Source organism: Peribacillus sp. N1 (assembly GCF_054600815.1).
Map to the genome: position 1 here is coordinate 591,205 of NZ_BAAHZO010000002.1, position 25,505 is coordinate 616,709.

The 25,505-nt window shown below is 41.3% G+C and carries 26 protein-coding genes and 1 riboswitch; of the genes, 5 read left to right on the forward strand and 21 right to left on the reverse strand.

The genetic code is table 11. From position 1 onward, the window contains the following. Positions 1 to 126: 126 nt before the first annotated feature. The 5 genes from ACYP5M_RS11305 to ACYP5M_RS11325 all read right to left on the reverse strand — a co-directional run bounded on the left by ACYP5M_RS11305 (position 127) and on the right by ACYP5M_RS11325 (position 6,245). Positions 127 to 1,419: a CitMHS family transporter gene (locus tag ACYP5M_RS11305; RefSeq protein ID WP_063594521.1), complete on the reverse strand. Its 1,293-nt coding sequence runs from the start codon at positions 1,417 to 1,419 to the stop codon at positions 127 to 129. A 351-nt stretch (positions 1,420 to 1,770) separates the two neighbouring features. Continuing rightward, positions 1,771 to 2,460: a response regulator gene (locus ACYP5M_RS11310; RefSeq protein ID WP_434167646.1), complete on the reverse strand. Its 690-nt coding sequence runs from the start codon at positions 2,458 to 2,460 to the stop codon at positions 1,771 to 1,773. Then, positions 2,454 to 4,058: an ATP-binding protein gene (locus ACYP5M_RS11315; RefSeq protein ID WP_459735049.1), complete on the reverse strand. Its 1,605-nt coding sequence runs from the start codon at positions 4,056 to 4,058 to the stop codon at positions 2,454 to 2,456. The genes ACYP5M_RS11310 and ACYP5M_RS11315 overlap by 7 nt, the downstream gene beginning before the upstream one ends. A gap of 477 nt (positions 4,059 to 4,535) precedes the next feature. Then, on the reverse strand, positions 4,536 to 4,919 hold the full coding sequence (locus ACYP5M_RS11320; protein ID WP_434167648.1) for a collagen-like protein: 384 nt from the start codon (positions 4,917 to 4,919) through the stop codon (positions 4,536 to 4,538). A gap of 399 nt (positions 4,920 to 5,318) precedes the next feature. After that, positions 5,319 to 6,245, reverse strand: a complete 927-nt coding sequence (locus ACYP5M_RS11325; protein ID WP_434167649.1) for a DNA-3-methyladenine glycosylase family protein — start codon at positions 6,243 to 6,245, stop codon at positions 5,319 to 5,321. Between the two features lie 169 nt (positions 6,246 to 6,414). Here ACYP5M_RS11325 and ACYP5M_RS11330 point away from each other — a divergent pair, with 169 nt between their 5' ends. Continuing rightward, the gene (locus tag ACYP5M_RS11330; RefSeq protein ID WP_397315445.1) at positions 6,415 to 7,017 is read left to right on the forward strand and encodes a bifunctional transcriptional activator/DNA repair enzyme AdaA; all 603 of its coding nucleotides are present in this window, start codon (positions 6,415 to 6,417) and stop codon (positions 7,015 to 7,017) included. Beyond that, positions 7,007 to 7,531, forward strand: a complete 525-nt coding sequence (locus ACYP5M_RS11335) for a methylated-DNA--[protein]-cysteine S-methyltransferase (RefSeq protein ID WP_101223110.1) — start codon at positions 7,007 to 7,009, stop codon at positions 7,529 to 7,531. The genes ACYP5M_RS11330 and ACYP5M_RS11335 overlap by 11 nt, the downstream gene beginning before the upstream one ends. Positions 7,532 to 7,591: 60 nt before the next feature. Here ACYP5M_RS11335 and ACYP5M_RS11340 read toward each other — a convergent pair whose 3' ends face one another. From ACYP5M_RS11340 to ACYP5M_RS11350, 3 genes are all read right to left on the reverse strand, one after another. Further along, entirely contained in the window at positions 7,592 to 8,035 is a 444-nt protein-coding gene (locus ACYP5M_RS11340) for a DUF2690 domain-containing protein (protein ID WP_202190598.1), read from the reverse strand. Positions 8,036 to 8,119: 84 nt separating this feature from the next. Beyond that, positions 8,120 to 8,581 (reverse strand): YjfA family protein, encoded by a 462-nt coding sequence (locus tag ACYP5M_RS11345; RefSeq protein WP_241589143.1) that lies wholly within the window; start codon positions 8,579 to 8,581, stop codon positions 8,120 to 8,122. Positions 8,582 to 9,154: 573 nt separating this feature from the next. Next, the gene (locus ACYP5M_RS11350; protein WP_230176643.1) at positions 9,155 to 9,421 is read right to left on the reverse strand and encodes a transporter suffix domain-containing protein; all 267 of its coding nucleotides are present in this window, start codon (positions 9,419 to 9,421) and stop codon (positions 9,155 to 9,157) included. 242 nt (positions 9,422 to 9,663) lie between these two features. Between ACYP5M_RS11350 and ACYP5M_RS11355 the strand changes: the two genes are divergently transcribed. Then, complete coding sequence (locus tag ACYP5M_RS11355) at positions 9,664 to 10,344, forward strand: copper homeostasis protein CutC (RefSeq protein ID WP_434167650.1); 681 nt, start codon at positions 9,664 to 9,666, stop codon at positions 10,342 to 10,344. Positions 10,345 to 10,410: 66 nt separating this feature from the next. On the opposite strand, the gene ACYP5M_RS11360 is transcribed toward ACYP5M_RS11355, so the two are convergent. The 4 genes from ACYP5M_RS11360 to ACYP5M_RS11375 form a co-directional block, all read right to left on the reverse strand. Further along, a complete protein-coding gene (locus tag ACYP5M_RS11360; protein ID WP_459735050.1) occupies positions 10,411 to 10,857 on the reverse strand; it encodes a UPF0715 family protein in 447 nt (148 codons plus the stop codon). Positions 10,858 to 11,108: 251 nt separating this feature from the next. After that, positions 11,109 to 11,891, reverse strand: a complete 783-nt coding sequence (locus tag ACYP5M_RS11365) for a putative protein N(5)-glutamine methyltransferase (RefSeq protein ID WP_434169714.1) — start codon at positions 11,889 to 11,891, stop codon at positions 11,109 to 11,111. Between the two features lie 223 nt (positions 11,892 to 12,114). Next, positions 12,115 to 12,852, reverse strand: coding sequence for a MerR family transcriptional regulator (locus tag ACYP5M_RS11370; protein ID WP_101223117.1), 738 nt, complete (start codon positions 12,850 to 12,852; stop codon positions 12,115 to 12,117). A gap of 403 nt (positions 12,853 to 13,255) precedes the next feature. Beyond that, the gene (locus ACYP5M_RS11375) at positions 13,256 to 14,104 is read right to left on the reverse strand and encodes a pentapeptide repeat-containing protein (RefSeq protein ID WP_459735051.1); all 849 of its coding nucleotides are present in this window, start codon (positions 14,102 to 14,104) and stop codon (positions 13,256 to 13,258) included. Positions 14,105 to 14,368: 264 nt separating this feature from the next. Here ACYP5M_RS11375 and yyaC point away from each other — a divergent pair, with 264 nt between their 5' ends. Then, positions 14,369 to 14,941, forward strand: a complete 573-nt coding sequence (yyaC, locus tag ACYP5M_RS11380; protein WP_434167653.1) for a spore protease YyaC — start codon at positions 14,369 to 14,371, stop codon at positions 14,939 to 14,941. A 170-nt stretch (positions 14,942 to 15,111) separates the two neighbouring features. On the opposite strand, the gene ACYP5M_RS11385 is transcribed toward yyaC, so the two are convergent. From ACYP5M_RS11385 to ACYP5M_RS11425, 9 genes are all read right to left on the reverse strand, one after another. Next, complete coding sequence (locus ACYP5M_RS11385) at positions 15,112 to 15,258, reverse strand: hypothetical protein (RefSeq protein ID WP_230176639.1); 147 nt, start codon at positions 15,256 to 15,258, stop codon at positions 15,112 to 15,114. Between the two features lie 57 nt (positions 15,259 to 15,315). After that, positions 15,316 to 16,626: a CitMHS family transporter gene (locus tag ACYP5M_RS11390; protein ID WP_101223119.1), complete on the reverse strand. Its 1,311-nt coding sequence runs from the start codon at positions 16,624 to 16,626 to the stop codon at positions 15,316 to 15,318. 173 nt (positions 16,627 to 16,799) lie between these two features. After that, positions 16,800 to 17,504, reverse strand: coding sequence for a response regulator (locus ACYP5M_RS11395; RefSeq protein ID WP_434167654.1), 705 nt, complete (start codon positions 17,502 to 17,504; stop codon positions 16,800 to 16,802). A gap of 2 nt (positions 17,505 to 17,506) precedes the next feature. Beyond that, positions 17,507 to 19,111 (reverse strand): ATP-binding protein, encoded by a 1,605-nt coding sequence (locus ACYP5M_RS11400; RefSeq protein WP_459735052.1) that lies wholly within the window; start codon positions 19,109 to 19,111, stop codon positions 17,507 to 17,509. A gap of 184 nt (positions 19,112 to 19,295) precedes the next feature. Further along, positions 19,296 to 19,754, reverse strand: coding sequence for a VOC family protein (locus ACYP5M_RS11405; protein WP_260358449.1), 459 nt, complete (start codon positions 19,752 to 19,754; stop codon positions 19,296 to 19,298). A gap of 175 nt (positions 19,755 to 19,929) precedes the next feature. Continuing rightward, positions 19,930 to 20,919, reverse strand: coding sequence for an ABC transporter substrate-binding protein (locus tag ACYP5M_RS11410; RefSeq protein ID WP_459735053.1), 990 nt, complete (start codon positions 20,917 to 20,919; stop codon positions 19,930 to 19,932). 28 nt (positions 20,920 to 20,947) lie between these two features. Further along, positions 20,948 to 21,715 (reverse strand): heme ABC transporter ATP-binding protein, encoded by a 768-nt coding sequence (locus ACYP5M_RS11415; RefSeq protein ID WP_434167658.1) that lies wholly within the window; start codon positions 21,713 to 21,715, stop codon positions 20,948 to 20,950. Next, positions 21,712 to 22,791, reverse strand: coding sequence for a FecCD family ABC transporter permease (locus tag ACYP5M_RS11420; protein WP_434169715.1), 1,080 nt, complete (start codon positions 22,789 to 22,791; stop codon positions 21,712 to 21,714). The genes ACYP5M_RS11415 and ACYP5M_RS11420 overlap by 4 nt, the downstream gene beginning before the upstream one ends. Positions 22,792 to 22,982: 191 nt before the next feature. Further along, positions 22,983 to 23,171: riboswitch (cobalamin riboswitch) on the reverse strand. Positions 23,172 to 23,308: 137 nt separating this feature from the next. Next, positions 23,309 to 23,788: a GNAT family N-acetyltransferase gene (locus ACYP5M_RS11425; RefSeq protein ID WP_459735054.1), complete on the reverse strand. Its 480-nt coding sequence runs from the start codon at positions 23,786 to 23,788 to the stop codon at positions 23,309 to 23,311. A gap of 283 nt (positions 23,789 to 24,071) precedes the next feature. Here ACYP5M_RS11425 and ACYP5M_RS11430 point away from each other — a divergent pair, with 283 nt between their 5' ends. Further along, on the forward strand, positions 24,072 to 25,460 hold the full coding sequence (locus ACYP5M_RS11430; RefSeq protein ID WP_048679479.1) for an L-cystine transporter: 1,389 nt from the start codon (positions 24,072 to 24,074) through the stop codon (positions 25,458 to 25,460). Positions 25,461 to 25,505: the final 45 nt, after the last annotated feature.

A 25,505-nucleotide genomic window follows, 5' to 3' on the forward strand; every position in this document is an offset into this window, starting at 1 on the left:
AAAAGCTAACTTTGTCGCGAAAGAGAAGACAAACATAATGTATCTCACTTTTCCAGATTTATTCAGCGCTTGATACAGACAGAAAAGAGTCCCGTTCGCATCGTGACGAACGGGACTCTTAGAGCTTTATAGCGGGATGATTCCCAATAGGACACAAACCACTATCATGACAAGCGTCGAACCGCATGCCCATTTAAGGAACGTGCGCTGCAAGGCACCGAAATCTTCCCCTACCATTCCAACCAATAGATAGGTAGATGGAACAAGCGGGCTTAATAGATGGACGGGCAAACCTAATAGTGAAGCTCTGCCGATCAGGGCAGGGTCGATTCCATAAGCAGCTCCCGCTTTAGCAAGTAATGGGAGCACACCATAATAAAATGCGTCATTAGACATGAAGAACGTAAAAGGTGCTGAGATGATGGCTGTGATGACAGCAAAATGTGCGCCCATTTGATCTGGAATATGCTGAATCAAAGAGTTTGCCATGGCATCGACCATTTCCGTACCGGCAAGGATTCCAGTGAAGACACCTGCTGCAAAAATCATCGAAATTACAGATAAAGCATTGTCCGCATAGTTTGCCACACGCTCTTTCTGATCACTGAGTTTCGGATAATTAACCGTAATGGCAATTGCGAAACCTACCATGAACAGAACCGCTGAAGGCATAAGTTCCATAATCAACGCAACCAGCAGTGTAAGAGTCAATGCGTAATTGAATATTATCAATTTAGGACGCTTAAGATAAGCATCTTCCGTTGCAGCCGCGTGCTGTGCCACAGCATGATAATCGACTTCAATGATTCCAATTCTCTTTCTTTCTTTTTTACCCAGGCAATATGCCATGAAAAGGACGAATAGGACTCCGCCAATCATCGCAGGAATGACAGGGGTGAACACATCGGACATTTCAAGTTTTAAAGCGGTCATTACCCGTGCTGTAGGGCCTCCCCAAGGAAGAAGGTTCATGACTCCAGATGACGAAACAGCAATACCGGCCAATACTAGCGGTCTCATTCCAATCCGTTTATATAGCGGAAGCATGGCTGAAATCGTTATCATATATGTAGTCGTACCATCTCCATCCAAGGAAATCAGTAAGGCCAGGACTGCCGTGCCGATGGCAATTTTCACCGGATCGCCTTTTACAACCTTAAGAATCGTATTGATGATCGGGTCAAAAACCCCAGCATCAATCAAAATGCCAAAGAAAAGGATCGCAAATAAAATCATGATTCCCGTTGGCGCGACGTCTTTGATTCCTTCCAACGCCATCTCACCCATTTTACCACCAAACCCGCCAATAAGTGCAAAGGCACTTGGTACTGCAATCAAAGCTATCATGGCTGAAAGTCGCCCTGTCATAATTAAAATCATAAACACTAATATCATCAAGTATCCTAATAAAGCGAGCATATGATCACTCCTTAATTTCTAATTTTCTAATTTTCTAAATTGTATATGAAATCACTTTATCTGTAAGCGTTTTCAATTTATTGTGTTTTAAAACTATTAAATTAATTGTGTTCATTGTGTTCACGGAGGCGATTTTCCAGAGTGAACCAGACTCCATTCCCCGGGTTGAATGGCGGGTTCTTTAAGGAAAAGATACGATTATTAAGCAAACAGTGACTAAATCTTTATGCATTGCAGAGGATTTCTAAACTAACTCACATTGCTTTTTTTGAAATCTTTCAAACCATTTTAACCGTTGTACAGCATGCATAAAAAAACACCTCCAATCGTGAAGGTGTTCCACATTTAATTCTATTGAATTTTATAATATCTTCGTTCAGGTCTTCCCACTACCCCGTATACGACTTCCGCTTTACATTTCTTAACGGATATCAAGTATTCCAGATAACGTCTCGCGGTTGTCCTGGAAGCACCGATCTGACCGCTCACTTGCTCAGCCGACAAACCGATATCGCTTGCTTCGAGTACCTCGATCACTTTCGCCAAAGTAATTTCGTCGACCCCTTTCGGTAAGGACGGCCCATCATTCGTTTCCGAAACGGAAGATCCCTTTTTCAAAATGAGATCAACAAAATCCTGATCTATTTCTTGTTTGGATTTCATCAGATGGACTTTCTTCAGATACTCTTCGATAACTTGGTTGAAGCGATTCATTTCCACTGGTTTAATTAAATAATTCTCTACACCATAGTGAAGGGCCTTTTCAAGTTGTTCTTTATCCGTTGCCGCGGTAATCATGATAATATCCACATTCGGGAATTTTTTCCGTATGTCCGGAAGAAGGTCTGTACCAAGCTGATCTGGCATATAAACATCAAGCAAAAGCAGATCCGGACTTTTTTGTTCCAAGATACGAAGCGCTTTTTTGGCATTGACAGCTTTTCCGACCACTTCTATTTCATCAAAGTTTTTTAAGAATTTTTCATGGATATCCGCTACACGAAAATCATCTTCTGCGATGACTGCTCTTATCTTCAGCATCTTTTCCCTCCTCTCTGTTCTTTAGGAAGATACACTGTGAATATGGTGTTTCCATCCTCGCTTTGAACTTCGATAATGCCGCCCAGCTCTTTTACGACATGATCAGCATTCGAAAGTCCATAACCACTCGGACTTCCGCTGTTTTTCGAAGTGAAACCCCGATCGAAAATATGGGCGATCGCATCCTCAGATATTCCTTTTCCGTTATCACTCACTTCAAATACCATATCATTTCCGATATCTGTGGCGAAAAATTTCACGTGCGGCTCTTCCATGCTTGAAACCGCTTCAAGTGCATTATCGATAATGTTGCCTAGAATTAATGTTAGTTGTGACAATTTTATATGATCCGGCAGTTTCTCTAGGTAACTTTGTGCGTCTATTTCAAAGATGATCTTCTTCTCCGATGCTTTCCCTATCTTACCAAGTAACAGGGCTTGTACTTTTGTATCCTTTATCTGTTCGAACACGACACGGTTCAGGGAATGCAATTCGGATGTTTCGCTTTGAATCATTTCTATCGCTTCATCGTATTCTCCTAATTGTATCAATCCTGAAAGGACGTATAGTTTATTGGTAAATTCATGGGTTTGTGCCCTCAAATCCTCTGAATGCATCTTCACTTCAGATAATGTGTTGACCATTTCCTCAATTTCCGTTCGATCACGGAACGAAGCGACAACACCGCTTACCCCTTCACTATCGAAGATTGGCGTGCAATTAACGATAACGGATTTGTCTTTCCATGAAATCTCCTTATCCACTTGCGGTTCACCGGACTTCAGCACTTCGAATAAATATTTCGAAGGAAATAGGCCATCCACGTTATCCACGTTCAAATGGCGAACTGACTCTTTAATATCCAGCAATTTTTTCGCCGGCTGATTCATCGAGGTAATCGACCCATTTTGGTCAATGGCCAGAATACCTTCTTTCACCGAATGCAGCACTGCATTTTTTTCTTTATATAAATTGGCGATTTCAAATGGTTCCAGCCCCAATGTATCTTTACGTATGCTCCTTGCCAGCATATAACTGCCAATGATCGATATCATGATGGCCACTAAAGATACAATCATCTCTTTGGACAAATCCTTGAAAATTTGGGCGCGGACATCGTCCACTAAAAAACCGACGGAGACGATTCCAATTATTTTTCCAGCCTCATTGAATACCGGTGACTTCCCCCGAATGGAAAGTCCGAGTGATCCTGCCGCCTCGGAGACATAATATTCGCCTTCCCGAATGGCCCTGCTATTATCCCCGCCTTCCATCCGCTTCCCAATTTCAGAAGCCAGCGGATGGGAATAGCGAATTCCCTCTGCATTCCCTACAACGATGAACTCAGCCCCTGTTTCCCTGCGGATCCTTTCGACAATCGGCTGGATTATGCCAGCGGGATCGTCAGTTTCAAAGGCATCTGTAACGGTAGGCATGAAGCTAACCGTCTTTGAAAGCTCCAACGCCAATTGACCTTTATCCTTCGCTATTTGCCTTCCTTCCATATAGGAAAAAGAAGTAGTCAATAAGATAATCAAAAAAAGGCTCAACGATAAGACTAACCCGAGAATCTTGGTTTCCAGCGATACTTTCCTCATTTTCAACAGCATCCTCTATTTTCATTTTCATTCACTAAATTTTATAGGAGCATAATGATTTTACCATTTCTATTAAATATTGAACATTGTTGGCCTTTTATTTCGCCACATTGAAAAACGCAAGGACTTAAGCAACAAAAAAGGGAGTGCGAAATGAAATTCTTGAATCCTTTTCAAATGATAACGTTTCCACCTGAGGTACTATCGGTTTATTTCTCAGTGTCCTATTTAAAAAAGATGGTCACACCGATCATGATGTGGGGATCAAGGCGCAGTTGCTTTACACATTTATCTCCTTTCCCTAGTCGGAATGTTGACCGCTTTAGGGGGTCGATCAACGATAGGCATTTCCTTTAATGATGTTTTTCTTTGGGTAGTACTGCTTCTATATTGCTGCCATACCTTTTCGTACTGGAGGAAAGCAAAACAAGCTGAAACATAAAATGCTCAAAGGAAACATCTCCTTTGAGCATTTTTTCAAAAACAACTAAATGAATTGATTTGTCTTGTATCGATGCCAAAAATCGTCCAGAACCTGCCATTCCACCTGAAGCCGGCAACAGAACGCGGACCGACGAAGATGGGGTAATACCAGAAACGCGCACCATTGTTTAGCCATATAAAAGTATTCCTGAAAAGGCAAAATGAAATCGCACCTGGATCTACGGCAAATGTTGAAGCCGATTGCTGTTGGGGGATAAACGCTGGCGGGGGAGCTGTTGGTGCTTGCGAACCCGGCGGTGGTCCTGGCTGCCCTGGAAATTGAGGTAAACCAGGTATGCCCGGAAAGCCGGATAGACCGGGAAACTGCCGTTCAAGATAAGCTTGATCTTCATAATGATACGTTGGGTACATATACATGGTCATTCACCTCTATAAGATTGAATGTAATAAGTTATGATATATGAACTCAACGTGTTTGGGCAGGAAATGCTTTAACTTAGAAAATGGAGATATATCAACGAATTCTATAGTTTTATCGACGAATTCTATAGTTTTATCTCCGAAATTGGAGTTATATCGACGATACTTACAGTTTCATCTCCGAAATTAGAGATATATCGACGAAATCTACAGTTTTTTCTCCGAATACAGGGATATATCGACGAATTCTACAGTTTTATCTCCGAAATAGAAATATATCGACGAATTCTATAGTTTTATCTCCGAAAATGGAGATATATCGGCGAAATTTATTGTTTTATCTCCGAATATGGAGTTTTATCGACGTTACTTGCAGGTTTATCTCCGAAGCGGTATTCAGTATAGCAATCTCCATAAATAGAAGGTCGCGTAGGATTCCCAATCGGCCCACGCTTCCGAAAGTTTCAGGATTTCCGTTTTCGTTGGTTTTGCTTCCGTTTGCATGACCAGTTTCATGGAATTATGCAGCCCGACATCATCGATGGGAAAGGCTGCTGGAAAACGCAAACAGCGCATCAAGACATAGTTCGCTGTCCACGGGCCGATTCCCCGTATATTGGTCAGCATTTTTTCAGCCTCTTTTACATTCCTTGCATTCAACAGCTTTTCTTTAGTAAGTTCCCCTTCTGCAATCAGTTGAGCAACACCTATTAAATATTCACACTTCTTTACCGTCATCCTCATATCGACAAAATCTTCGACCGTCAATTTCGCAATCACATCTGGCGTCGGAAACAGCCAATATTGCTTTCCATCGAATTCAACAAAATCACCAAATCCCTCCACAAGCCTACGCTTCAAGGTATAGGCATAGGTCAAGTTAATTTGCTGACCAAGTATTCCCCAGGCAATCGCTTCAAATAAATCGGGGATGCCCATATTTCTCAAACCGAAGAATTGGCTTGCCGGCTTTTGCAATATAGGGTCATTTTGGGCCAATTCATAAAAAGGAAGCAGATTTGTCTCAAGATCGAACCAGTGACGAACGTATTGGGAAACAGCATCCTTTACCTGATTATCCATCGGTGCAGTTCGCCCTGGAAACCGAACGGTCAGCTCCGTTTCATTCATCGCACTGATTTCTATTAAAAGAGTCTCGTTTTCGGCAACAAGTGCTCGATAAATTTTTTGATTAACAATATCGAACAGACATTCATTGGAGGATCGTGATAAGTATTTAAGATTTTCCGAAAAACTGAACTCCTTTGGTGCACGAATTCTCAATTCAGTCTTGACTTCAACATTTGATAATTTCTCTTTCATTCCGCTCCTCCTTTAGCTTTATTCTAATGAAAAGTAAGTACGTTATCTCGCTCCTTCCTTCATCCAACTCCCTTATTTTAACAGACCAATAGTGTTCTTTTCTAACTCGAACAATTACGTTATCTTGCTTTTATATTATCAAAATGGTTGTATATCAACCCTTTCTTGTATACTAAATGAAGAGGTGAATGCAGTGAATCTTTTCCCGAATGAATATTGGAAAGCTATTATAGATTGTGATGCCGCATATGATGATCATTTTTTATACGGAGTAATTACGACAGGCATCTTTTGCAGGCCCTCCTGTAAATCCAGGGTGCCGAATAAGGAAAACGTGAAGATTTTCAAAAATGCCATGATGGCTTTGGAAGAAGATTTCCGGCCTTGTAAACGATGTAAACCGGAAGGAATGAATTTGCCGACGGAAGAATGGGTTGAACAAATAACCGAATGGATCGACACCCATTACAGCGAACCCCTCACTTTGAACAAATTGGCGGATATTTCTCACGGCAGCCCCTATCATTTACAACGTTCATTCAAGCGCGTGAAGGGGATATCGCCCACTGAATACATTCAACGGCTTCGCCTTGAAAAAGCAACGAGGCTGCTGGAAAACTCCGAACAGCCGATAACCGAAATAGGCTTGGCTGTGGGGTTCTCTAGTACACCCTATTTCTTGACGCTGTTCAAAAGAAAAATGGGGAATACCCCTTCAGAATATCGGAATGCTTATCTCAAAGCTTTGGAGCGTGAAGAAAATGAAGAATGATAAAGAACAAACCATTGACTGGGCCATATTGCATTATGATAAGTGGCAATTATATGTGGCCAAGACGGAAAAAGGGCTTTGCTATGTAGGCTCTCCGGATCAAACGTATGAAGAACTTAAGTCTTGGCTACAAAAACGCTTTCCAATGGCGAGCCTTGTTGAAAATGAGAAAGCATTAAATCCCTATCTAAAAGAACTACAAGAATATTTCGAAGGAACCAGGAAGACTTTCTCTCTTCCCGCAGATGTAAAAGGCACGCCCTTTCAACAAGAAATTTGGGCAGCGCTGAATCAAATACCCTATGGAAAAACCTGTTCCTATTCCGATATTGCCCAAATCATCCAAAGACCTGCAGCTGTTCGGGCGGTTGGTACCGCCATTGGTGCCAATCCTATTCTAATCACAGTGCCCTGTCACCGGGTTATCGGAAAAAACGGGGCCATTACCGGTTACCGGGGAGGCACGGAGATGAAAAAATATCTACTTCAATTGGAAGCAGAAATGAAAGCGTGATTACAATCTGACGGCAAAAAAAGCATCCGACCATAAGGATGCTTTTTTTGCCTTTGTTTTTCAGTACCAAATGGTCACCGCTTTTTTATATGCATCACTATTAGGTATCGCATGTATCCCTTGGGCCTGTGCCTTTCGCGGATCATAATCATATACCATTGGTGTATAGCACGAGGTCTGCCCGATATTCACAACACCATTGCCCCCAGAACTGGCGCATGTATAGGCCTTACCATCAGTACTTCGGACGATCCTGGCATCCGCTTCATGGTTGTATACAGCGGGCCGTGTTACGGTCACTTTTGCCCATGCGGTTTTGCAGACAGTGCTGAATTTCAATTCTACGTACGAATTGGAATCGATCCATTTTTTATCCTTCGTTACCGCCGAACTTGCACAACTATTATAGTAAGGACTTTTTCCATCATAGGTGTGTGTTTCGGCCAGTGCTTGATTTTTTCCAAAACCAAAGTCGACAAGAAACATCGACAGTGTCATCACCATGGATAAACCTATCATTTTAAGCTTTTTATTCAATACATTCATCCTTTCTTTGCAAAAATATAGATGAAGGTTTTTCCTTTTTCATTAATACCAATCGGTTTCACCTGCTGTATATGGCCAAAAAGCGACCGCTTTTGCTTTTCGCGGATCTAAATCATATACCATTGGTGTATAGCATGACGTTTGACCTTTATTTATTTCACCATTTCCTCCAGGAGATGCACAGCTAAATTGTTTATTATCAGTATTTCGGACAACCAATGCCGTTGCTTCCCCGTCTGTTTTAGCTGGTCGGCTTAGAGTGATCTTCGCCCATGCGGTTTTACAGACAGTGCTGAACTTCAACTCCAAATTGGCAGAACCGCCATTGGCATAAATTTTCACTGACTTCTTAGTGACAGCGCTATTCGCACAACTATTATAGTAAGGACTTTTTCCATCATAGGTGTGTGTTTCTGCTGAAGCTTTGCTTGCAAAAGAATCAAGGGAGCCAAAAAGTACTAAAGAAGCTACAAAAAATGAAATGCATAAAACCATTTTTTTCATTATTTCACTCATCCCCTTAACAAAATTTATACACTGTTCATCTTACAATTTTGTAATATTCTTACAAGTGATAAATTCCCTAGTTCATGAAAAACAACATCCCCGCCTTAAAGTTGCAGCCTGCCATCACTATTACAGTCTTGTATGTCTCGCTTTATCAACTGAATCAGCACAGAGACAAAGTCATTATCCCTATGAGCAATTCAGGACAAATAAGGTAACAACTAAGGACATATGCGTATCGAGCTGAGACAAAACGAGCCAATAGGCTGCCGTTGATTGGTAAGGATACAGGTCGATGTACTTAATGTTTTTTTCAAGAAAAAAGAAAAACTCCAACAAAACTCGAATCGTTTTGTCGGAGCTTTATTTTCAATTAACGAGGTTTTCTCTGATCAATCTAATGGTGCTTTCATAATAGTAATCCAATCTCGTTTCCCTACTTGCGAACCAGCAGGCCAATATCCCAATCTATGTACTTCCTCACGCCGGTTTGAATGCGATTGGAATCGAAAACTTTCAACAACTCAGTTTCCATTGGGCTTCACTCCCGGCCCTTTTTAAAAAACAGCTTCATCCTTTTTCTTTTCTCCAATTTTTCGGGTTTAAATAACCTTTATATTTAGCAGCCACTTCTTTCCCGACCAAAAGTGCTCCTGCCCAAAACATGACCTCCGCAAAGACGATTGCACCTGTTATGACCCCCGCTTTAACCGCAGTCGAAAATGGGGTAAAAGGAGCTACGACAGGAATGATCCAAGTGAGAAGGGAAATGATCAGGAACCCCATCCCTACTTTGTAAAACCTCGATTTCTTTATTTCCTTACTTTCTTTATCCAATTAAATAACCTCCGTCATGATGATTTTCATTTAATTACACTGCCGAACATTTCACTTTCAAATATACCATTGAATATATTCTTTTTTTATACGTTTGAAAGTTCATTTCGTTTCATAAATAGCGAAATAAAGATATTCCATTTGAGGAAAGCTAGGGAAAACTATCTATTAATGAATTGACTTTACTATTCTTAATGGATTTAATAATCTTATAACACTTGCATGAAGGAAAGGAAAATCCAATGTACATTGAATTCATTGCCACAACGATAGAGGATGCCATTATTATCGAAGAATCGGGCGCAGACCGAATCGAGCTTGTCAGTTCTTTAGCCGAGGGGGGATTAACTCCCAGCCACGCCCTGATAGAAGCTGTCGTCAATTCAGTAAAGATACCAGTCAACGTGATGGTAAGGCCTCATAGCCAGTCGTTTAGTTATACGAAAAATGATTTGGAAATAATGAAAAAAGATATCGAAATCATTCGATCACTGGGAGCCAACGGGGTTGTATTGGGTGCATTAAATGAAAATAATGAAATCAATCGACCATATCTCGAAGAATTATTGACGGTATGTGAAGGTTTGGAGATTACATTCCACCGAGCCATCGATGAAACAAACGACCCGGTCATTTCAGCTGAAATGCTAGCACAATATCCAGAAATCACAACGATATTGACCTCAGGAGGTAATGGGGATCTCCCCAGCCGCATGAAAACGATTCAACAAATGAAAAGAGTCAGCGGCGACATAGCCATACTGGTTGGAAGCGGCTTAAATAAGGATAATATCCTTTCTATCCATTCCGAACTGCATACCGGTCACTATCATTTCGGTACGGCTGTTCGAAAAAATAACAGTATCATTGAAGGAGTTACATTAGAAAAAGCAAAAGAAATCGTAAACTTGCTAAAGAAATAATGTCGAAAAGGGATCATTTAACTGGTCCCTTTTGTTTGTCAAAAGGGGCTCTATCAAAATTTTAAATCAATGTTGATGAAACGGAAGGTGCGAGACTCCTGTGGGAAAGCGCCTCCAGGGGAGACCGCAGGCGCAAAGGCGCCGAGGAAGCTCCCGGACCGCCCACGGAAAGCGAGTGCCTGGAGGCAACGTTTGAATTTGTCTACAATCTGAAGTTCCCATTTCAAGATACAGGGCTCTTTTTTTGTAAAAAGACCGAGTCCCAAAACCAAAAAACAGTGACGCAGAAAGGCGTATTGCATAGTAATTTCTTGTAGTTAAAACATCCATACTGAAGTCAAAATTAAGCACCGCACTATAAATGAATACAGCCAGCAAAGAGAAAAAAATATAAAAACTAAAATAAATTAAACTGAATTTTTTAGGATGTTTATTGAAAAGGACCTGTACCGGAACAGCAAATAATAAATAAGGGATAACAACATAAAAAGAAAACACGATAATGCCAAGCACCCCCTAGGTACCGAAGCTAAATATAACCAACATCGTGGAAATCGACAAACAGGAAAAGACTAGACTAAAAAAATAATAAGGAATCACATCGCTTAGCTCCGATACCTTTTGACTCATTTTCCAAAGTTCCATTTTAACCAGCACCTCAAGATGACTTGGATTTTTTTATTGCTCGATTGCCTCATTTTGTTGCAAAAATTTGATTTTTGAAGGTCACGTTTTTTTCCCTAGTCTTAACTTAACAAGTGCCCTCAAACATTTCTTTTGAGTGCGGGCCTGGTTCCAATTACGACAGTGGCGTCCAGTTCTTCACACTTTACCATCTGTGGCATCATCCCGTATCCAGCAAAGATTTCAACGGTCTGCATCGCTTGCCGCTCACTCGTCTCGACTAACAAATGGGAACCCGGTGCCAACCAAACTGTTGCCGAGGCCGCCACCCTTCGCTGGACATCAAGCCCGTCCGCCCCTCCGTCTAATGCCACCCTCGCCTCATGCATGCGCGCTTCATGGGGTAATAGACCGATTCCCTCAGTGGGGACGTATGGTGCGTTTGCGACCAGGACGTCAACACGTCCCCGTAAATTTGCTGGAAGCGGTTCATAGAGGTCCCCTTCGTAAACCTGACCATTGATTGAAGTGACGTTACGACGCGCGCACCGCACCGCGGCTGGGTCAATGTCGACTGCGTACAACTCGATACCTTCGAGAACATCGCCAACCGCGGAGCCAACCGCGCCCGTGCCGCAGCACAAGTCCACTACGACTGCTCCTGGCATAGCGAGTGCTGTCACTTGGCGGACCAAAAACTCGGTCCGTCGGCGGGGTACGAAAACTCCGAGATGAACCTCTATCCGGATACCGCAGAATTCCGCCCAACCGATGACGTGTTCAAGGGGCAAACCCGCTATCCGTCTATCCACCATCCCAGCCAGTTCGGCCGTTGTCCCTGCCGCGTTGATAAGCAAACGGGCCTCTTCCTCCGCGAAAACACAACCTGCGGCCCTAAGTTTAGTGACGATACTTGTATAAATGGTATCTCCATTAAAAACAGCAACTTTACTTCCATCAACATCATTGATTTTCCCGAGGTTAAAGGAATCATTCCTAAATTCCATAAGTTTCCCCCTGTTCTCTTAAATTCTAAATATTCCCATAATCACAGTATACAGCTTCTTAAACTGACCGTCCCCTTAGTACCAAAATAAAAAGGTTGCCGCAGCAACCTTCCATCATGAAATCTCTCAAACTTGAGTTTTAATTTTTGTTAGCGTCAGCAAAGTGCCCCATCGCATCACACATGAATTTTGCCAACCCTTCACCATATTGGTCGATATTTTTGGTGAAGCGTTGATCGTCCACGTACATTTGACCTAATCCTTTGAAAGCATCCAGCGAGTATGTGCCGAAGTTATTGTTCAAACAATCATACCATTCTTTAATTGCCTCTTGTGCCTCCTCCGACTTTGGCGAGCCATTTCGGATTGACGCAAGTTTTAAATAGATTGCTGATACAACTTTCTGTGCATCTTTGGACATGCCCGCCACTTTAGCCTTCGACTCATCGACAGCTTTATCCCCCCAAAGCTTGCGAGCTTCTTCTTCATATGGATTCTGACTGAAGTCAAACCCTTCAAATTTTTCTTTATTCGTCATTTGAATTTCCCCTTTCATATGTCTAATCGATTTTTCGACCGTCTTAATTAATTTATCGAGCTGACTGCGTTTCTCCAGCAACATTTTTTGATGTTGCTTTAACGCATCTTGTTTATCAAACGAAGAGCTGCTAATCATTTGTTTTATTTCCTTTAATGGCATGCCAAGTTCCCTGAAAAACAGGATTTGCTGCAACATTTCAAGATTATCATTCGAATAAAGGCGATAACCTGCATCGGTTATTTCCTCTGGCGATAATAACCCGATTTCATCATAATAATGCAGCGTCCGCACACTAATGCCAACCAAATCGGCTAACTCCTTCACTTTCATTGCCACTGCTCTTTACCTCCTTTCGATATCATTAACAGTAAGGTATTACGCAACGTCAGAGTCAAATGGAAAAATGAAAATTTCCCTCCCAAATTTAAAAGACGATCCTTCCTAATGAAGAATCGCATGTTAGCAGGGTTCACTCTTTGTAAAAGCTTCGGATTAAAGCAAATCTAATTTACTTGACCGCTATTGATGTTCATACACTATGTAGTAAATTTCCCATTACTCGTGAATTTCCGCCTTTTACTCGTGAATCTGGCGCTTTTGCTCGTGAGTTTCGTGCTTTTACTCGTGAATTTAGTGCTTTTACTCATAAGTTTCCGCTTTTTACTCGTGAATTAAACAATCTCATTATTCGTTAAGCGTTTGCTCTACATGAAATCTCGCTCCAATCTTGGCTAAACTTCTATCTCCAATGATTGGGAATGCTTAATGAAGGTGGTAATTTTGTCTTTGTGTCTCCTTTAGCCGAGTTAATCTGTGCTTGTGTGATAAAGAAGCTTCCGGTGAGATCGGCACCTCTTAAATCAGCGTCCCTAAAGTCTGCACCAATAAGATCCGTCACTCGCATGTCGGCTTCTCTGAGGTCAGATGCAATAAGCAAAGCTCCTCTTAAGTTCGCTCCCCTAAGGTCAGCTCCTCTCAACTTTGCACCGATCAGGTCACTTCCCCTACCTATTTTGTTCGACTTTTTTTTATTTTTCTTAAATGAAACCTTTGCACGTACCAGTTCACTTGTGCGCAGAAGTAAATCATTAACGATCGCTCTATGAGCTGGCACATTCAGGTCCATGATAGACTTTGGACTTTGTTGAGTGAGATATTCCATGTCTTCAAAAGCGGTCTGCAATTCTCGGTGAAGAGGTTGCGCATCTTCTAAATTCAGTGCTTCATTTAAGTAGCAAAGCATTTCATGAAGTTGTTGCATAATAGGAAATACATCGAACATTTCCTTTGCTGACTCTGGGTTGTTCCCCCAATCGTTTCCATCATAGGTGAGTTGAGATACCTTTTGACCGGCACCGAAACATTCATATACCGTGCAGCCTTTATACCCTTTAGCTCTGAGATTTTCATGGATGCCGCAACGATAATCTGATTGCAGGTTTGAACATGGTGTACCTCCCTCTTTATCAAATGCAAAATCAGCAGATTTTGCATAAGGCAAAGCCACACAGCACAAACCAAAACAATTCTCACAGTCTGCACGTAATTGATTAAGGATACTATCGTTATTCGTTAATTGATTAAACATTCTTACACTTCCTTCTATAAAACACTGGCTCTGCCTTTCTATAATCAAAAGTTTCATACAGTATATTTTTTTGTTTTCATTTTATCAAAAAAACCAATTTATCTATATATTAACAAAATACAAATAAACAAGAAATGATATTCCACTTGATACGGCGGCTGAAATTGATCATTAGAGGGAAGCAAGTGATTTCCATAATATTTTGAAGAATAATTAATCATGTTATAATTTATTCAAGATCACGGTACTCTAGGGGGTGTAGGCATGTATCCTTTTGATGGCAGGAAAAAAAGGGAGACAAAAATAGAAATGCAGCGTTGCAGCTATACTTTGGATACAAATACAGAAGGAGAAATAGACGAAATGTCTTTTCAAATCGCAAGAATTCTTCGGCCAATGTCCAAAGATATCATCTTTTTATGTATTGGATCAGATCGTTCCACAGGAGATTCATTCGGGCCTTTAGTAGGGACGATGCTTAGAGAAAACCAAGTCCCCTATCATGTCTTCGGAACACTCGCAGATCCTGTTCACGCCCATAATTTGAAAAGTGTTTTGAAAGAAATAAAAAAGCAATTTGTAAATCCCTTTATTTTTGGTATCGATGCTTGTTTGGGTGGTTATCATCAAATCGGTTCTATATTTCTGACAAAAGGTCCTTTTACCCCTGGTGAAGCGATGAATAAATCCTTACCTGAATTGGGTGATTATCACCTAAAAGCCGTCGTAAATTATTTAGATCCCCTTTTGCCCCGACAATCTTTAAATGATACGAGACTGCATACTGTAATGAATCTGGCGAAGATTACCACAAGAATCATTGTTAAAAGCGTCTAGGGCAACAGAAAAACCCCAATAAAGCCTTAGCTTTTCGGGGTAAACAATGAAATGCATAATCTTGAAGGACACTCCCATGATTTGTGTTTTAAACATACATATTTTGTAAAGTTCCACTTTTCTTTTGCAATAACCTTTTTTTTAAAACACCCTACTATTCATTGCTATCATTATGCTAAACATGGGTCATTAAAGTAAATAACTTCTGATAGAACCTTATTGCCCCGAATATTACAGAAAACTTCCCTTGCTGCTTGTTCTGTTTCAAATTCATACATTACAATACCTCTGCTTTTATAGAGTGTGATGATCCACATTGAAAATCCTCCAATTTTAAAATATCCTTCTGCAAGATAGAGTAACCATTCCTTTTACTAAATGACTCCCAAGATTATCGCGGCTATTGTCATAACAGTGACAGTCCCTAATGCCCATTTCACAGCAAACCGCTGTAGATCCCCGAAGTCAGTGCCAACTAAACCTATTAGCAAATGTGCTGCGGCCACCAAAGGACTCAATACGTGTATCGGCTGCCCTATTAATGAAGCACGCCCTATTTCTGCCGCGCTAATTCCATAAGCATCAGCGGCTTGTGCGATAATAGGAAGTACGCCAAAATAGAATGCATTATTTGACATAAAGAAAGTAAAAGGGGCACTGGCATACGCAACAATAACCGGTAAAAATGGTCCGAAAGATTCCGGGATTAATGAGACCAACGTAATGGCCATTGCATCAATCATTTTCGTTCCAGACATGATGCCGGTAAAAATCCCGGCTGCAATGACAATTGAAACGACGGCCAATGCATTTTTCGAATGAACGGCGATTCGATCCTGCTGATCTTTCAAATCAGGATAATTGACCAATAACGCAACGGCGAACGCAATCATGAATAAAATGGTCAAAGACATAAAATCAATGATTAATGATGCCATGAGCACAATCGTTAAAATGAAGTTGAACCAGACCAATTTCGGTCTGCGATAATCACGGGAGACCGTAGTTGCCGCTAACTCGGAATTGGCCTCCGAATTCATTTCATTAGTGTGATTATGCTGGATCTCCACTACGCCCAATCTCTTTCGTTCCCCTTTTCCCAATATAAAAGCCACGACAAGAACCCAAATTAGGCCAAACCCCATGACAGGAATCATCGGCAAGAACAATTCCGATGCGTCAAGGTTCAACGAGGCCATCGCCATAGCGGAAGCTCCCCCCCACGGTGTCATATTCATCACACCCATAGATAACATGGCTACAGTGGCTAATATTATTTTGTTCATGCCCAGACGCTTATAAAGGGGTAAAAGTGCTGAGACAGTAATTATGTAAGTAGTTGTCCCGTCCCCATCTAATGCGACGGTCATTGAGAGAATAGCGGTTCCTAAAACTATTTTTAATGGATCTCCTTTTACTATTTTCAATATTTTAGAAATAAGAGGATCAAATAAACCGGAATCTATCATTATTCCAAAATATAAAATCGCAAACAATATCATTATGGCTGTTGAAGCTATACCTTCAACACCATCCTGCATCATGGGACCCAGCTCTGTAAAAAATCCTCCAATCACTCCAAATATGATTGGAACGAGCATAATGGCCACTAGTGCCGATAGTCGCTTCGACATAATTAAATACATGAATACTGCAATCATGGAAAATCCTAAAATGGATAACATCTTCAAGCCCCCTTCTGTTTATCACCATCTCATTTTGACAGCGCTTTCTTTAGAGACTATCATCCATTATGCCTTATTCACATATAAAGAAAGTAAAAAGAGTTTTTTTCATTTTTTTCACGCCTAAAAAAGAAAAAATCCCATTGATGAAAACGAATTTCATCAACTGGGATTTACATGTGTTTTATTTTATATTTTCTTTCAGGCCTTCCTACACCACCATACAAAACCTCAACTTCCATTTCATTACAAGAAACTAAATACTCCAGGTATCTTCGCATGGTTGAATAACTAATTCCAACGAGTTGACCTAGTTCATCAGCGTTTAAACTGCCATTGACGTTTTGAATCTTGCTTCTGACCATTTTCAAGGTATGTTTGTCAATTCCCTTGGGAAGAGAATTTATTTGGACATCATTTGCTGTATTTGAATTACTTATGGTCCGAAAAAGAGTATCCACTTTATCTTGATTTACTAAATTGCCATTATGCAGCTGCCGTCTCGTCAGGTCGTATTGGTTGAGCGTCGCAAGAAGCTTATCGATAATGATCGGTTTTATAAGGTAACCAAAAGCCCCTCCCCTAATCGCTTCACTGACTGTTTCGGTATCATTCGCGGCGGTGATCAGAATTACATCAATCCCCCGGTATTCCCTCCTAATTTCCCGAAGAAGGTCAATTCCATTCATATCAGGTAAAAAGATATCCAATAAAATTAAGTCCGGTTGTGCGGCATGCAGTATATTCAGCGCTTGCTTGCCTGTGCTAGCTGTAGCTATGACAGTGAATTGATCTAGTTGATTCGTAAATTGTTTATATATATTCACTGCATTCTCATCATCTTCAACAATGACGACTGTAATCGGTCCTTTAGACATTCTCACGCCTCCTTTTCTGCTTTTATATCCTTCGGGAAGACGACTGTAAATCTTGCTCCCCCCAAATAACTGCGATCAATATAAATTTCGCCGCTTAAAAGACCAATGGAGTTTTTTACAATGGCCAAGCCGATCCCATGATTTTCCCCATTTTTAGTCGTATAACCATCTGTAAAAATAATATCTTCCATTGCATGAGGGATACCTGGACCGTTATCCTCGATATCAAATATGATTTCGTTTCCTAAATCCGTAAACGAAACTTTGACCTTTCCCTCACTTTTGTTCTTTTGCCGCGCTGCCTCCATCGCATTATCGATGACATTACCAATAACGGAAACCAAGTGATGGGAATCCTCAGGTTTTAATGTACTGTTTAAATTGCTTTCCTGTTCTATTTCTAAAATAACCTGCAATTCTTTTGAACGGTTTATCTTTCCAAGTAAACAGGCGGCGATTAAAGGGTCTTTAACCGATGACATAAGAAACGAAATGATATCTTGCCTCTCCCTCACTTCAGAAGAGATGATGTTCATTGCCCTATCATACTGTTTTAAACTAAGTAATCCATAAATGGTATTTAATTTATTTAAAAACTCATGATTTTGTGCCCGCATATTTTCTGAAAAGGCCTTGATTTCTGAAAATTCATTAGTTAATTGTTCAATTTCTGATACTGTTCTTATTGTTAAAACGATACCCCTGACGTCATTATGATTTAGGATTGGGGATAAATCCAAAATGTATAGCTGTTGGCCTAAAAGTAACTTACGATTGAACTGCCCCTCTTTTGTGCTGATTACCATTTTGATGAGTTTTTCTAAATGCCCATTTACAACTCTCTTTCCCACCATAAGCTGATGATCATGAAACAATTCACGTGCTCTTTTATTCATGGAAGTAACCTGTTTTTCAATGTTAATCGTAACGGTAGCATATCGGATGGCATCAAGTGTCGCTTCCCTTTCCTGAAAAAGAAAAGAAATTTCCTCAGGCTCCAGACCTAAAATAAGCTTTTTTAAGCGTCGCGCTATAAATATTGCCCATAAGATTCCTACACTGATCGGGATAAGTGACAAATGAATAATCTTCATTTTATAATTGGATATTTGATCTTGAACATTCTCTACCAAAAATCCTACAGATGAAACACCGATAACTTCCCCTTTATCATTCCAGATAGGAGCCTTAGCTTTAATCGCTGGCCCCGATATCCCATTTCCTTGATAAATAATAGATTTGTGTTCATTTAGTACTGCATCATTACTAGTAGCCGTAGGCTTCCCAATATATTCTGGATTAGGATGAGAGTATCGAAGTCCTTTATGGTCTGCAATGGTTACATAATCTGCACCTGTTGTTTGACGAATCATTTCTGATACGGGTTGAATCACCTCTGAGGGCTGTTCATCGTTAAATCCCTGGATGATCGTTGGATTTTGAGCTGCTAATTTGGCCACCGTCATTGCTTGCTTACCCATATGGTTTTCGACGATGTCTTCCAGCAGTGTAGAGAATAGGATGCTCACAAGTAAGGTACTGATAAAAACAACGAATATGATAAGTAATGTCATTTGAGTTAATAGGTTCACTCTAATTTTAAACATCCACATGCCAAGCCTTTCCGTATTTATTGCTCATACTCGTATAGTATATTTCTCAACTTCCAAACAAAACAATGATTTGTTTCTTATCAAATGGACTTGAATAAAATTTGCAAAATCCTAAGTAACAAAACAGTTTAGTTATATTATGGTTGTGACTAGGAGGGAAATTTTCCCTTTACAAAGTTCACCTGGTTAATAGTTCTTCCCATTCTTCAAGTGATAGTTTTTCGGTAATATGCTTATATGAATCAGGGACTTTTATCGAACACATAAGTTCCAGACTATTTCCATCGGGATCATTGAAATAGACGGAAGCATTTCCTTGGTTCGGACGCACAAAAGGTTCAATGGTTGTCCTTTTTCCAAAAGGGACGACTTCAATTTGCAAGGATTTGAGCCAAGTTAATGCATTTTTCATATTATCATAAGTTACCCGAAAGGCGATATGCCTCAGTGAAGGGTGGTATGGAGTTTGATATTCCTTCCCTTCCCATAAGCCGACCCAGCTTTTGTTTTCCTCGATCCAAAAGAAGGCAGTATCTTCATCCCTCCAAGCTAGTTTCAAGCCTATTTTCTTATAAAAATCCATAGAGATCTCCAGGTTCTTGACTGGTAAATGGGCTTCATATAAACCTTCTATCATATTAGATTCTCCTTCTCCTATAACTTTCATTTTTACGAATTATGATCTGCCAAACAAAATAATTCAAGAAACCGATCCTATTATCCTTCTAATTGGATATAGTAAAACCCGAACAAGGACACGTCTCATTCGTGTCAATTATTCGGGTCATTTGTTCAGCATCCGCTTGGTCGGTTCAAAACTTCTCGGGATAGAGTCCTTCCGCTACTGTCCGTAAGGCTAGTGGTGCACGAATCCCTTCCGCGCCCGCTGAAAGAGGAAGCACGATGATTGCTTTATTTCGAATGGCCGGTACATCCGCCAGTTCACTTTTATTTAATAAGAATGCTTCTTTTTGCTTTATGGGGATATCTCCGTAATCAATGATGGCAATGACATCCGGATTCCGATCGACGACTTCTTCCCAACTGACCTCAGGCCACCCCCCTTCCGTATCACCAAAAATGTTCTGGCCGCCAGCCATGGAAATGATTCCTGTCATGTAATTATTTTTCGCTGCCGTTCTCGGTACTTCTTCACCGCTGTCATATACGAAAACGTTTTTGGGCTTGCCTGCACTTTCGATTTTTGCTGTAGTTTCTTTTATTTCCCGTTGCATCTCTTTGATGACTTCCGCTGCTTTTTCTTCTACATGAAAGATGCGTCCAATATTCTCAATATCTTTATACACATCTTCTATTGTCGGTGTTGACATATTGGAAGACTCTTGGATATATGTATTGATTCCGGCTTCTTTTAGCTCTTGGACGGTTCCTAACGTTTGTTCCGTAAAGGCGCTTTTCCAGCCTGCATATGCAAAATCCGGCTCAGCTTCAAAGAAAACTTCTTTTGATGGGTATTCCTTGGAAAGCACAGGCACTGTTTCATAGGCATCTTTATACTTTGGCAAAATTTCGTCATCCAAATAAGCCGTACCTGCCATTGAATCCTGCAACCCCAATGCAAGCATGATTTCCGTCGCATGCTGGTTTAGCGAAACCGCACGTTTTGGTGCCTCTGCATAGGTGAATTCATGATCCAGATTAGTGATGACCACTTTTTCTTTTCCACCTTTTTCGCTCTGTTTGCCTCCGTCCTTTGAAGCTTCCTCGGAGTTATTGCAAGCGCCCAATATCATCATTGCCAATAAACTGATGCTTAACAAAATCTTTCGGTAAACAGTCATATACTTTCCCCTCATATCCATTGTTTTTTTATATATGTGCTAAAAAGGTGATATGCGTCTTTTGCGTGATGGGGTGTATGCCGATTTCCGTTTCCACCCCGAACACCTTCCTTATCATTTTTGTCGTCAATACAGCTTCTGGTGTTCCGGATGTGATCACTTTGCCATTTTGGATGACATATATATGATCACAATACATGGCTGCCAAGTTTATATCATGCAGAGCCGTCAAGACGGTAACGTCCAGCTTTTTTACAAGGTCCAGCAATTGGAGCTGATGCCTGATGTCTAAATGATTCGTTGGTTCATCCAGGATGATGATATTCGCTTCCTGGGCAAGGGCACGGGCTATGAGGACACGTTGTTTCTCACCACCTGATAAGCTCATGAAACTCCTGTCTTCAAATCCACTCATTTCAACGCGAGCTAATGCTTGATTGACGATTCCTCTATCTTTCTCCGTATCTCCCTGAAATAACCGCTTATGAGGATGCCGTCCCATCCAAACCATCTCTTGTACACTAAAGTCGAAGGTCAGGGATGTTTCCTGACTGACAACCGCCATTTCCCTGGCTGTTTGTTTCTGTGAAAGCCGGTAAAGGTCACGGCCGTCCAGGTGAACAGCTCCCGTATGAGGCTTCAAGATCCGAGAAGCATTTTTTAATAAAGTGGATTTCCCACTCCCATTCGGACCGATCAGCCCAACGAACTGCCCAGTTTTTATTTGCAGTGATATATCCTCAATGATAGGAGTGTCCAGAATTGAATAGGATACTTCTTCAATAGCTAATCTCACTTGCCCCCACCTCCAAATGAATATGAACTTCGCCGCAAAAGCCAAATGAAGAATGGTCCTCCGCAAAGTGCGGTGACAACGCCAATCGGAAGTTCTTGAGGTGCCAGGACCAGCCGGGCACAAACATCTGACCAAATGACGAGGATCATGCCAATCAATATGCTGCATGAAAGAACACGTTTATGGTCTGTCCCGACCAATAGCCGGGCTAAATGCGGTACGACCAGACCGATGAACCCAATCGAACCGCTTACAGCCACAACTGTTCCCGTAACAAGGGATGTAATGATGATCAGAACTTTACGGAAGGCTTCCATATTGACTCCGAGCGTCGCGGCTACTTCTTCGCCCATCAATAAGATATTGAGGGAGCGGGATTGTACGATAAGGAACAAGGAAACCACAAGCACCACAACCGCTGGAATCGGTATGTATTCCCATTTTGCCCCCGCTAAGCTGCCCATCATCCAAAACATCGCTTCACGGATGCCGGAATCTTTTGGTGCAAGAGTGACAATGAAATTAGTGACGGCAGACATGATCATCGAAATGGCTACACCCGCCAATAACAGCCTTGTCGTTTGAATTCTCCCTCCCACTTGAGCCAATAAATACACGGAAAGCATCGCAGCCATGGCCCCCAGGAAGGCACCGAATGATAACGCATATTGACCGAATATAGGAAGCGCCCCAAAAAGAATGACAAGGGTTGCAGCAACAGAGGAACCAGATGAAATGCCCAGAATATACGGATCTGCAAGTGAATTGCGCACCAAGGCCTGGATGACGACACCCACTACGGATAATCCCGCACCTACCACCGCACCGAGCAATACACGGGGCAGGCGGATATCCCAAATGATCCGCTCTTGTGCGATACTCCAATTCACCTCCAGAAAACCACCGATAAAAGGCAGATGCCCTAAGGCGATCTTCCAAACCGTTATTGCTGACATCTTAACTGGCCCAAGGGTAACAGCGAATGTAACTGATAATAAAAGGATGCACAGCAAGAAAAATAGCAGAAAACGAAACCTGCGCTTGGCATTTCTCTCAAAATGAGGTTCTTCAAGCACATCCCCTCTCTCTTTCAATGAGCTTCTAATCAATGACTCTTCCAATGATGAAATCCTCCTTCAAAAAAAACACAAAAAAACCCCAATCCTTTTAACAAAGAATGGAGTTACGAGTATAGGCCAAAAAATACGGAAGGACCTAAGTCCGCCTTTTCTTACTCTCGAACACCTCTCCTCTCAGCGAAGGAAAAATTGGTGATGCTCACTAGGTAGGTCTCCTGGCTTCCATATCAACATTTCCTTTCGTCTTCCCTGACTGACGGTCAAGTGACATCCTGAAAGAAAACTCCTTGGTTACAGTGGCGCGACCACTCGGGATTTGCACCCGATTCCCTGTTACCCTTTGTTCACACAAAGGCACCCAGCGGCAAATATATGAACTTCGCAAAATTTTCCAAACAATTAAATACAACGTTAGTATAGTATACTCCCAATCTTTTCACAATTAAAAAAATGGGATGCGGTCTATTATATAGAAGAAAATGGATTTAAAGGTTCTTTCTATAATGGTAGAATGTTAGCTTTGACCCGTATCCACACTAAACTCCTCATCAATCGAAATCCGTTCAAAACCGTTTTTCACTAAAACCTTTTGGGAAGCGATATTGTCGCTTGTAGTTTTGGCATGTATTTGAGTCACATTCAATTCCGGCGCCAGATTAACCAAAAGCTTTAGAGCTTCATTCGCAAACCCTTTTTGCGTAAACGCTTCACCGATTCTATAACCGACATGAGCCGTACCATTAACGGGGTCGATATCCACAAGATTAATCCTGCCGACGATTATGCCTGAACCATCCTTAATCAAATAACAAGAAGAGATAGCATCTTCTTGTTCTTTTAATAATTCCTTATGCCTGATTCCAAACGATCCAAAGCTATAATAATCATCTCCCCGGCCTGGGACCGTTTGCTCGAAAAACCTTCTATTATTGCATTCAAATGCAAATAACGCTTGTGCATCCCGTTCATTAAGCCTGTCAATGTATATATCCATTATTCTTCCACCCTTTCAAAAAAACGCTCCTAATCTATCATTCAAGAAAACAAAGGGCTTATCCTTCCTGATAAATAGATAGATGAAGATTTGTACCCTGGCTTGATCCAGCTTCCCTTTATTGTTCCCTCAAATCCAGTTCCTGAATAAAGATAAATACATGAATTACTACAAAAGTCAAAAATAAATTATTTTTTTCTGGTAAAAAATCAGCGGATGATGTATCATAGGCTTCAGATATTCATTATTCTCATTTGGTTAATCGGAATTAGGAGGAATATATATGATTGGTTATGTGTTTTTAAATCTTGCCATAATGCTCGTTCTTTTAGGCGTTTTATTTTACATGAATAAGAAGCATATTTCCTTTACAAAAAGGGTCTTTACTGGACTTGGTTTAGGAATTGTATTCGGACTTCTTTTGCAGTATTTCTATGAACCTCAGTCAGATGCGATCGTTAAATCGGTCGATTGGTTTAACATTGTAGGTTCCGGCTATGTCAAGTTCCTGCAAATGATCGTCATGCCGCTTGTCTTCATTTCAATCTTATCCGCATTCACAAGATTGAAACTGACTAGCAATATTGGAAAGATCAGTGTCCTGATCATCGGAATCCTGCTTGGAACGACTGCGATTGCAGCTGCTGTCGGGATCACCTCGGCAACTGTATTCAATTTGGAAGCCGTTCAAATTGAGCAAGGGGAAGCGGAGTTAAGCCGCGGGGATCAAATATCGGAAACATACGGTACGATTCAGGATAAAACGATGCCGCAGCAAATTCTTGAATTGATTCCGTCCAATCCGTTCCTTGATTTAACGGGTGCACGTCCGACATCAACCATTTCCGTTGTAATTTTTGCTGCATTTCTTGGGATTGCCTATTTAGGAGTCAAAAGGAAACAGCCTGAACATGCTGAATTTTTTGCTAAAATAGTAGATACATTGCACAGCATCATCATGCGCGTAGTAACATTGATCCTGCGTTTAACACCTTACGGGATCTTGGCGATCATGACGAAGACGGTAGCTACGAGCGATTTGGATGCCATCCTGAAATTAGGAAAATTCGTAGGTGCCTCTTATGTCGCCCTGATTGTCATGTTCCTTATCCATTTGCTATTGCTGATGCTTGCAGGATTGAATCCAATCGTATATTTGAGAAAAGCTTTCCCGGTATTATCGTTTGCCTTCACTTCAAGAACAAGTGCTGGCGCTCTGCCATTGAACATCCAAACACAGAAACAACTAGGGGTGTCCGAAGGTATTGCCAACTTTGCCGGATCCTTCGGCTTGTCGATCGGTCAAAACGGCTGTGCCGGAATCTATCCGGCCATGTTAGCGGTCATGATCGCTCCAACGGTTGGGATCAACCCGCTAGATCCTTCCTTTATAGCCATGTTGATTGCCATCGTAGCCATTAGTTCTTTCGGGGTTGCAGGTGTAGGCGGAGGCGCAACATTCGCTGCCATCCTTGTATTATCTGCAATGAACCTGCCAATCGCCTTGGCCGGCCTGTTGATTTCCGTCGAGCCATTGATCGATATGGGGAGAACGGCTGTGAATGTCAGCGGAAGCATGACTTCCGGTATTCTGACTAGTAAAATAACGGGCGACCTGGATAAGGAACAGTTCAGTGAAGAATCATCTTTGAAAATCGAAGCTGAAATGTAAAATAAAAAAGCATCGGACTTCCATTGGAGGTTCGATGCTTTTTTA

Excerpts from the sequence above, each read along its gene's own strand:
- ACYP5M_RS11400 (WP_459735052.1), bottom strand. The coding sequence starts at position 19,111 with ATGTTTAAAATTAGAGTGAACCTATTAACTCAAATGACATTACTTATC.
- ACYP5M_RS11430 (WP_048679479.1), top strand. The coding sequence starts at position 24,072 with ATGATTGGTTATGTGTTTTTAAATCTTGCCATAATGCTCGTTCTTTTA.
- ACYP5M_RS11335 (WP_101223110.1), top strand. The coding sequence starts at position 7,007 with ATGAAGAATGATAAAGAACAAACCATTGACTGGGCCATATTGCATTAT.
- ACYP5M_RS11310 (WP_434167646.1), bottom strand. The coding sequence starts at position 2,460 with ATGCTGAAGATAAGAGCAGTCATCGCAGAAGATGATTTTCGTGTAGCG.
- ACYP5M_RS11340 (WP_202190598.1), bottom strand. The coding sequence starts at position 8,035 with ATGGTGATGACACTGTCGATGTTTCTTGTCGACTTTGGTTTTGGAAAA.
- ACYP5M_RS11345 (WP_241589143.1), bottom strand. The coding sequence starts at position 8,581 with ATGAAAAAAATGGTTTTATGCATTTCATTTTTTGTAGCTTCTTTAGTA.
- ACYP5M_RS11375 (WP_459735051.1), bottom strand. The coding sequence starts at position 14,104 with ATGTTTAATCAATTAACGAATAACGATAGTATCCTTAATCAATTACGT.
- ACYP5M_RS11390 (WP_101223119.1), bottom strand. The coding sequence starts at position 16,626 with ATGTTATCCATTTTAGGATTTTCCATGATTGCAGTATTCATGTATTTA.
- ACYP5M_RS11305 (WP_063594521.1), bottom strand. The coding sequence starts at position 1,419 with ATGCTCGCTTTATTAGGATACTTGATGATATTAGTGTTTATGATTTTA.
- ACYP5M_RS11315 (WP_459735049.1), bottom strand. The coding sequence starts at position 4,058 with ATGAGGAAAGTATCGCTGGAAACCAAGATTCTCGGGTTAGTCTTATCG.
- ACYP5M_RS11410 (WP_459735053.1), bottom strand. The coding sequence starts at position 20,919 with ATGACTGTTTACCGAAAGATTTTGTTAAGCATCAGTTTATTGGCAATG.
- ACYP5M_RS11395 (WP_434167654.1), bottom strand. The coding sequence starts at position 17,504 with ATGTCTAAAGGACCGATTACAGTCGTCATTGTTGAAGATGATGAGAAT.
- ACYP5M_RS11385 (WP_230176639.1), bottom strand. The coding sequence starts at position 15,258 with ATGTGGATCATCACACTCTATAAAAGCAGAGGTATTGTAATGTATGAA.
- ACYP5M_RS11325 (WP_434167649.1), bottom strand. The coding sequence starts at position 6,245 with ATGAAAGAGAAATTATCAAATGTTGAAGTCAAGACTGAATTGAGAATT.
- ACYP5M_RS11405 (WP_260358449.1), bottom strand. The coding sequence starts at position 19,754 with ATGATAGAAGGTTTATATGAAGCCCATTTACCAGTCAAGAACCTGGAG.
- yyaC (WP_434167653.1), top strand. The coding sequence starts at position 14,369 with ATGTATCCTTTTGATGGCAGGAAAAAAAGGGAGACAAAAATAGAAATG.
- ACYP5M_RS11355 (WP_434167650.1), top strand. The coding sequence starts at position 9,664 with ATGTACATTGAATTCATTGCCACAACGATAGAGGATGCCATTATTATC.
- ACYP5M_RS11320 (WP_434167648.1), bottom strand. The coding sequence starts at position 4,919 with ATGTATATGTACCCAACGTATCATTATGAAGATCAAGCTTATCTTGAA.
- ACYP5M_RS11425 (WP_459735054.1), bottom strand. The coding sequence starts at position 23,788 with ATGGATATATACATTGACAGGCTTAATGAACGGGATGCACAAGCGTTA.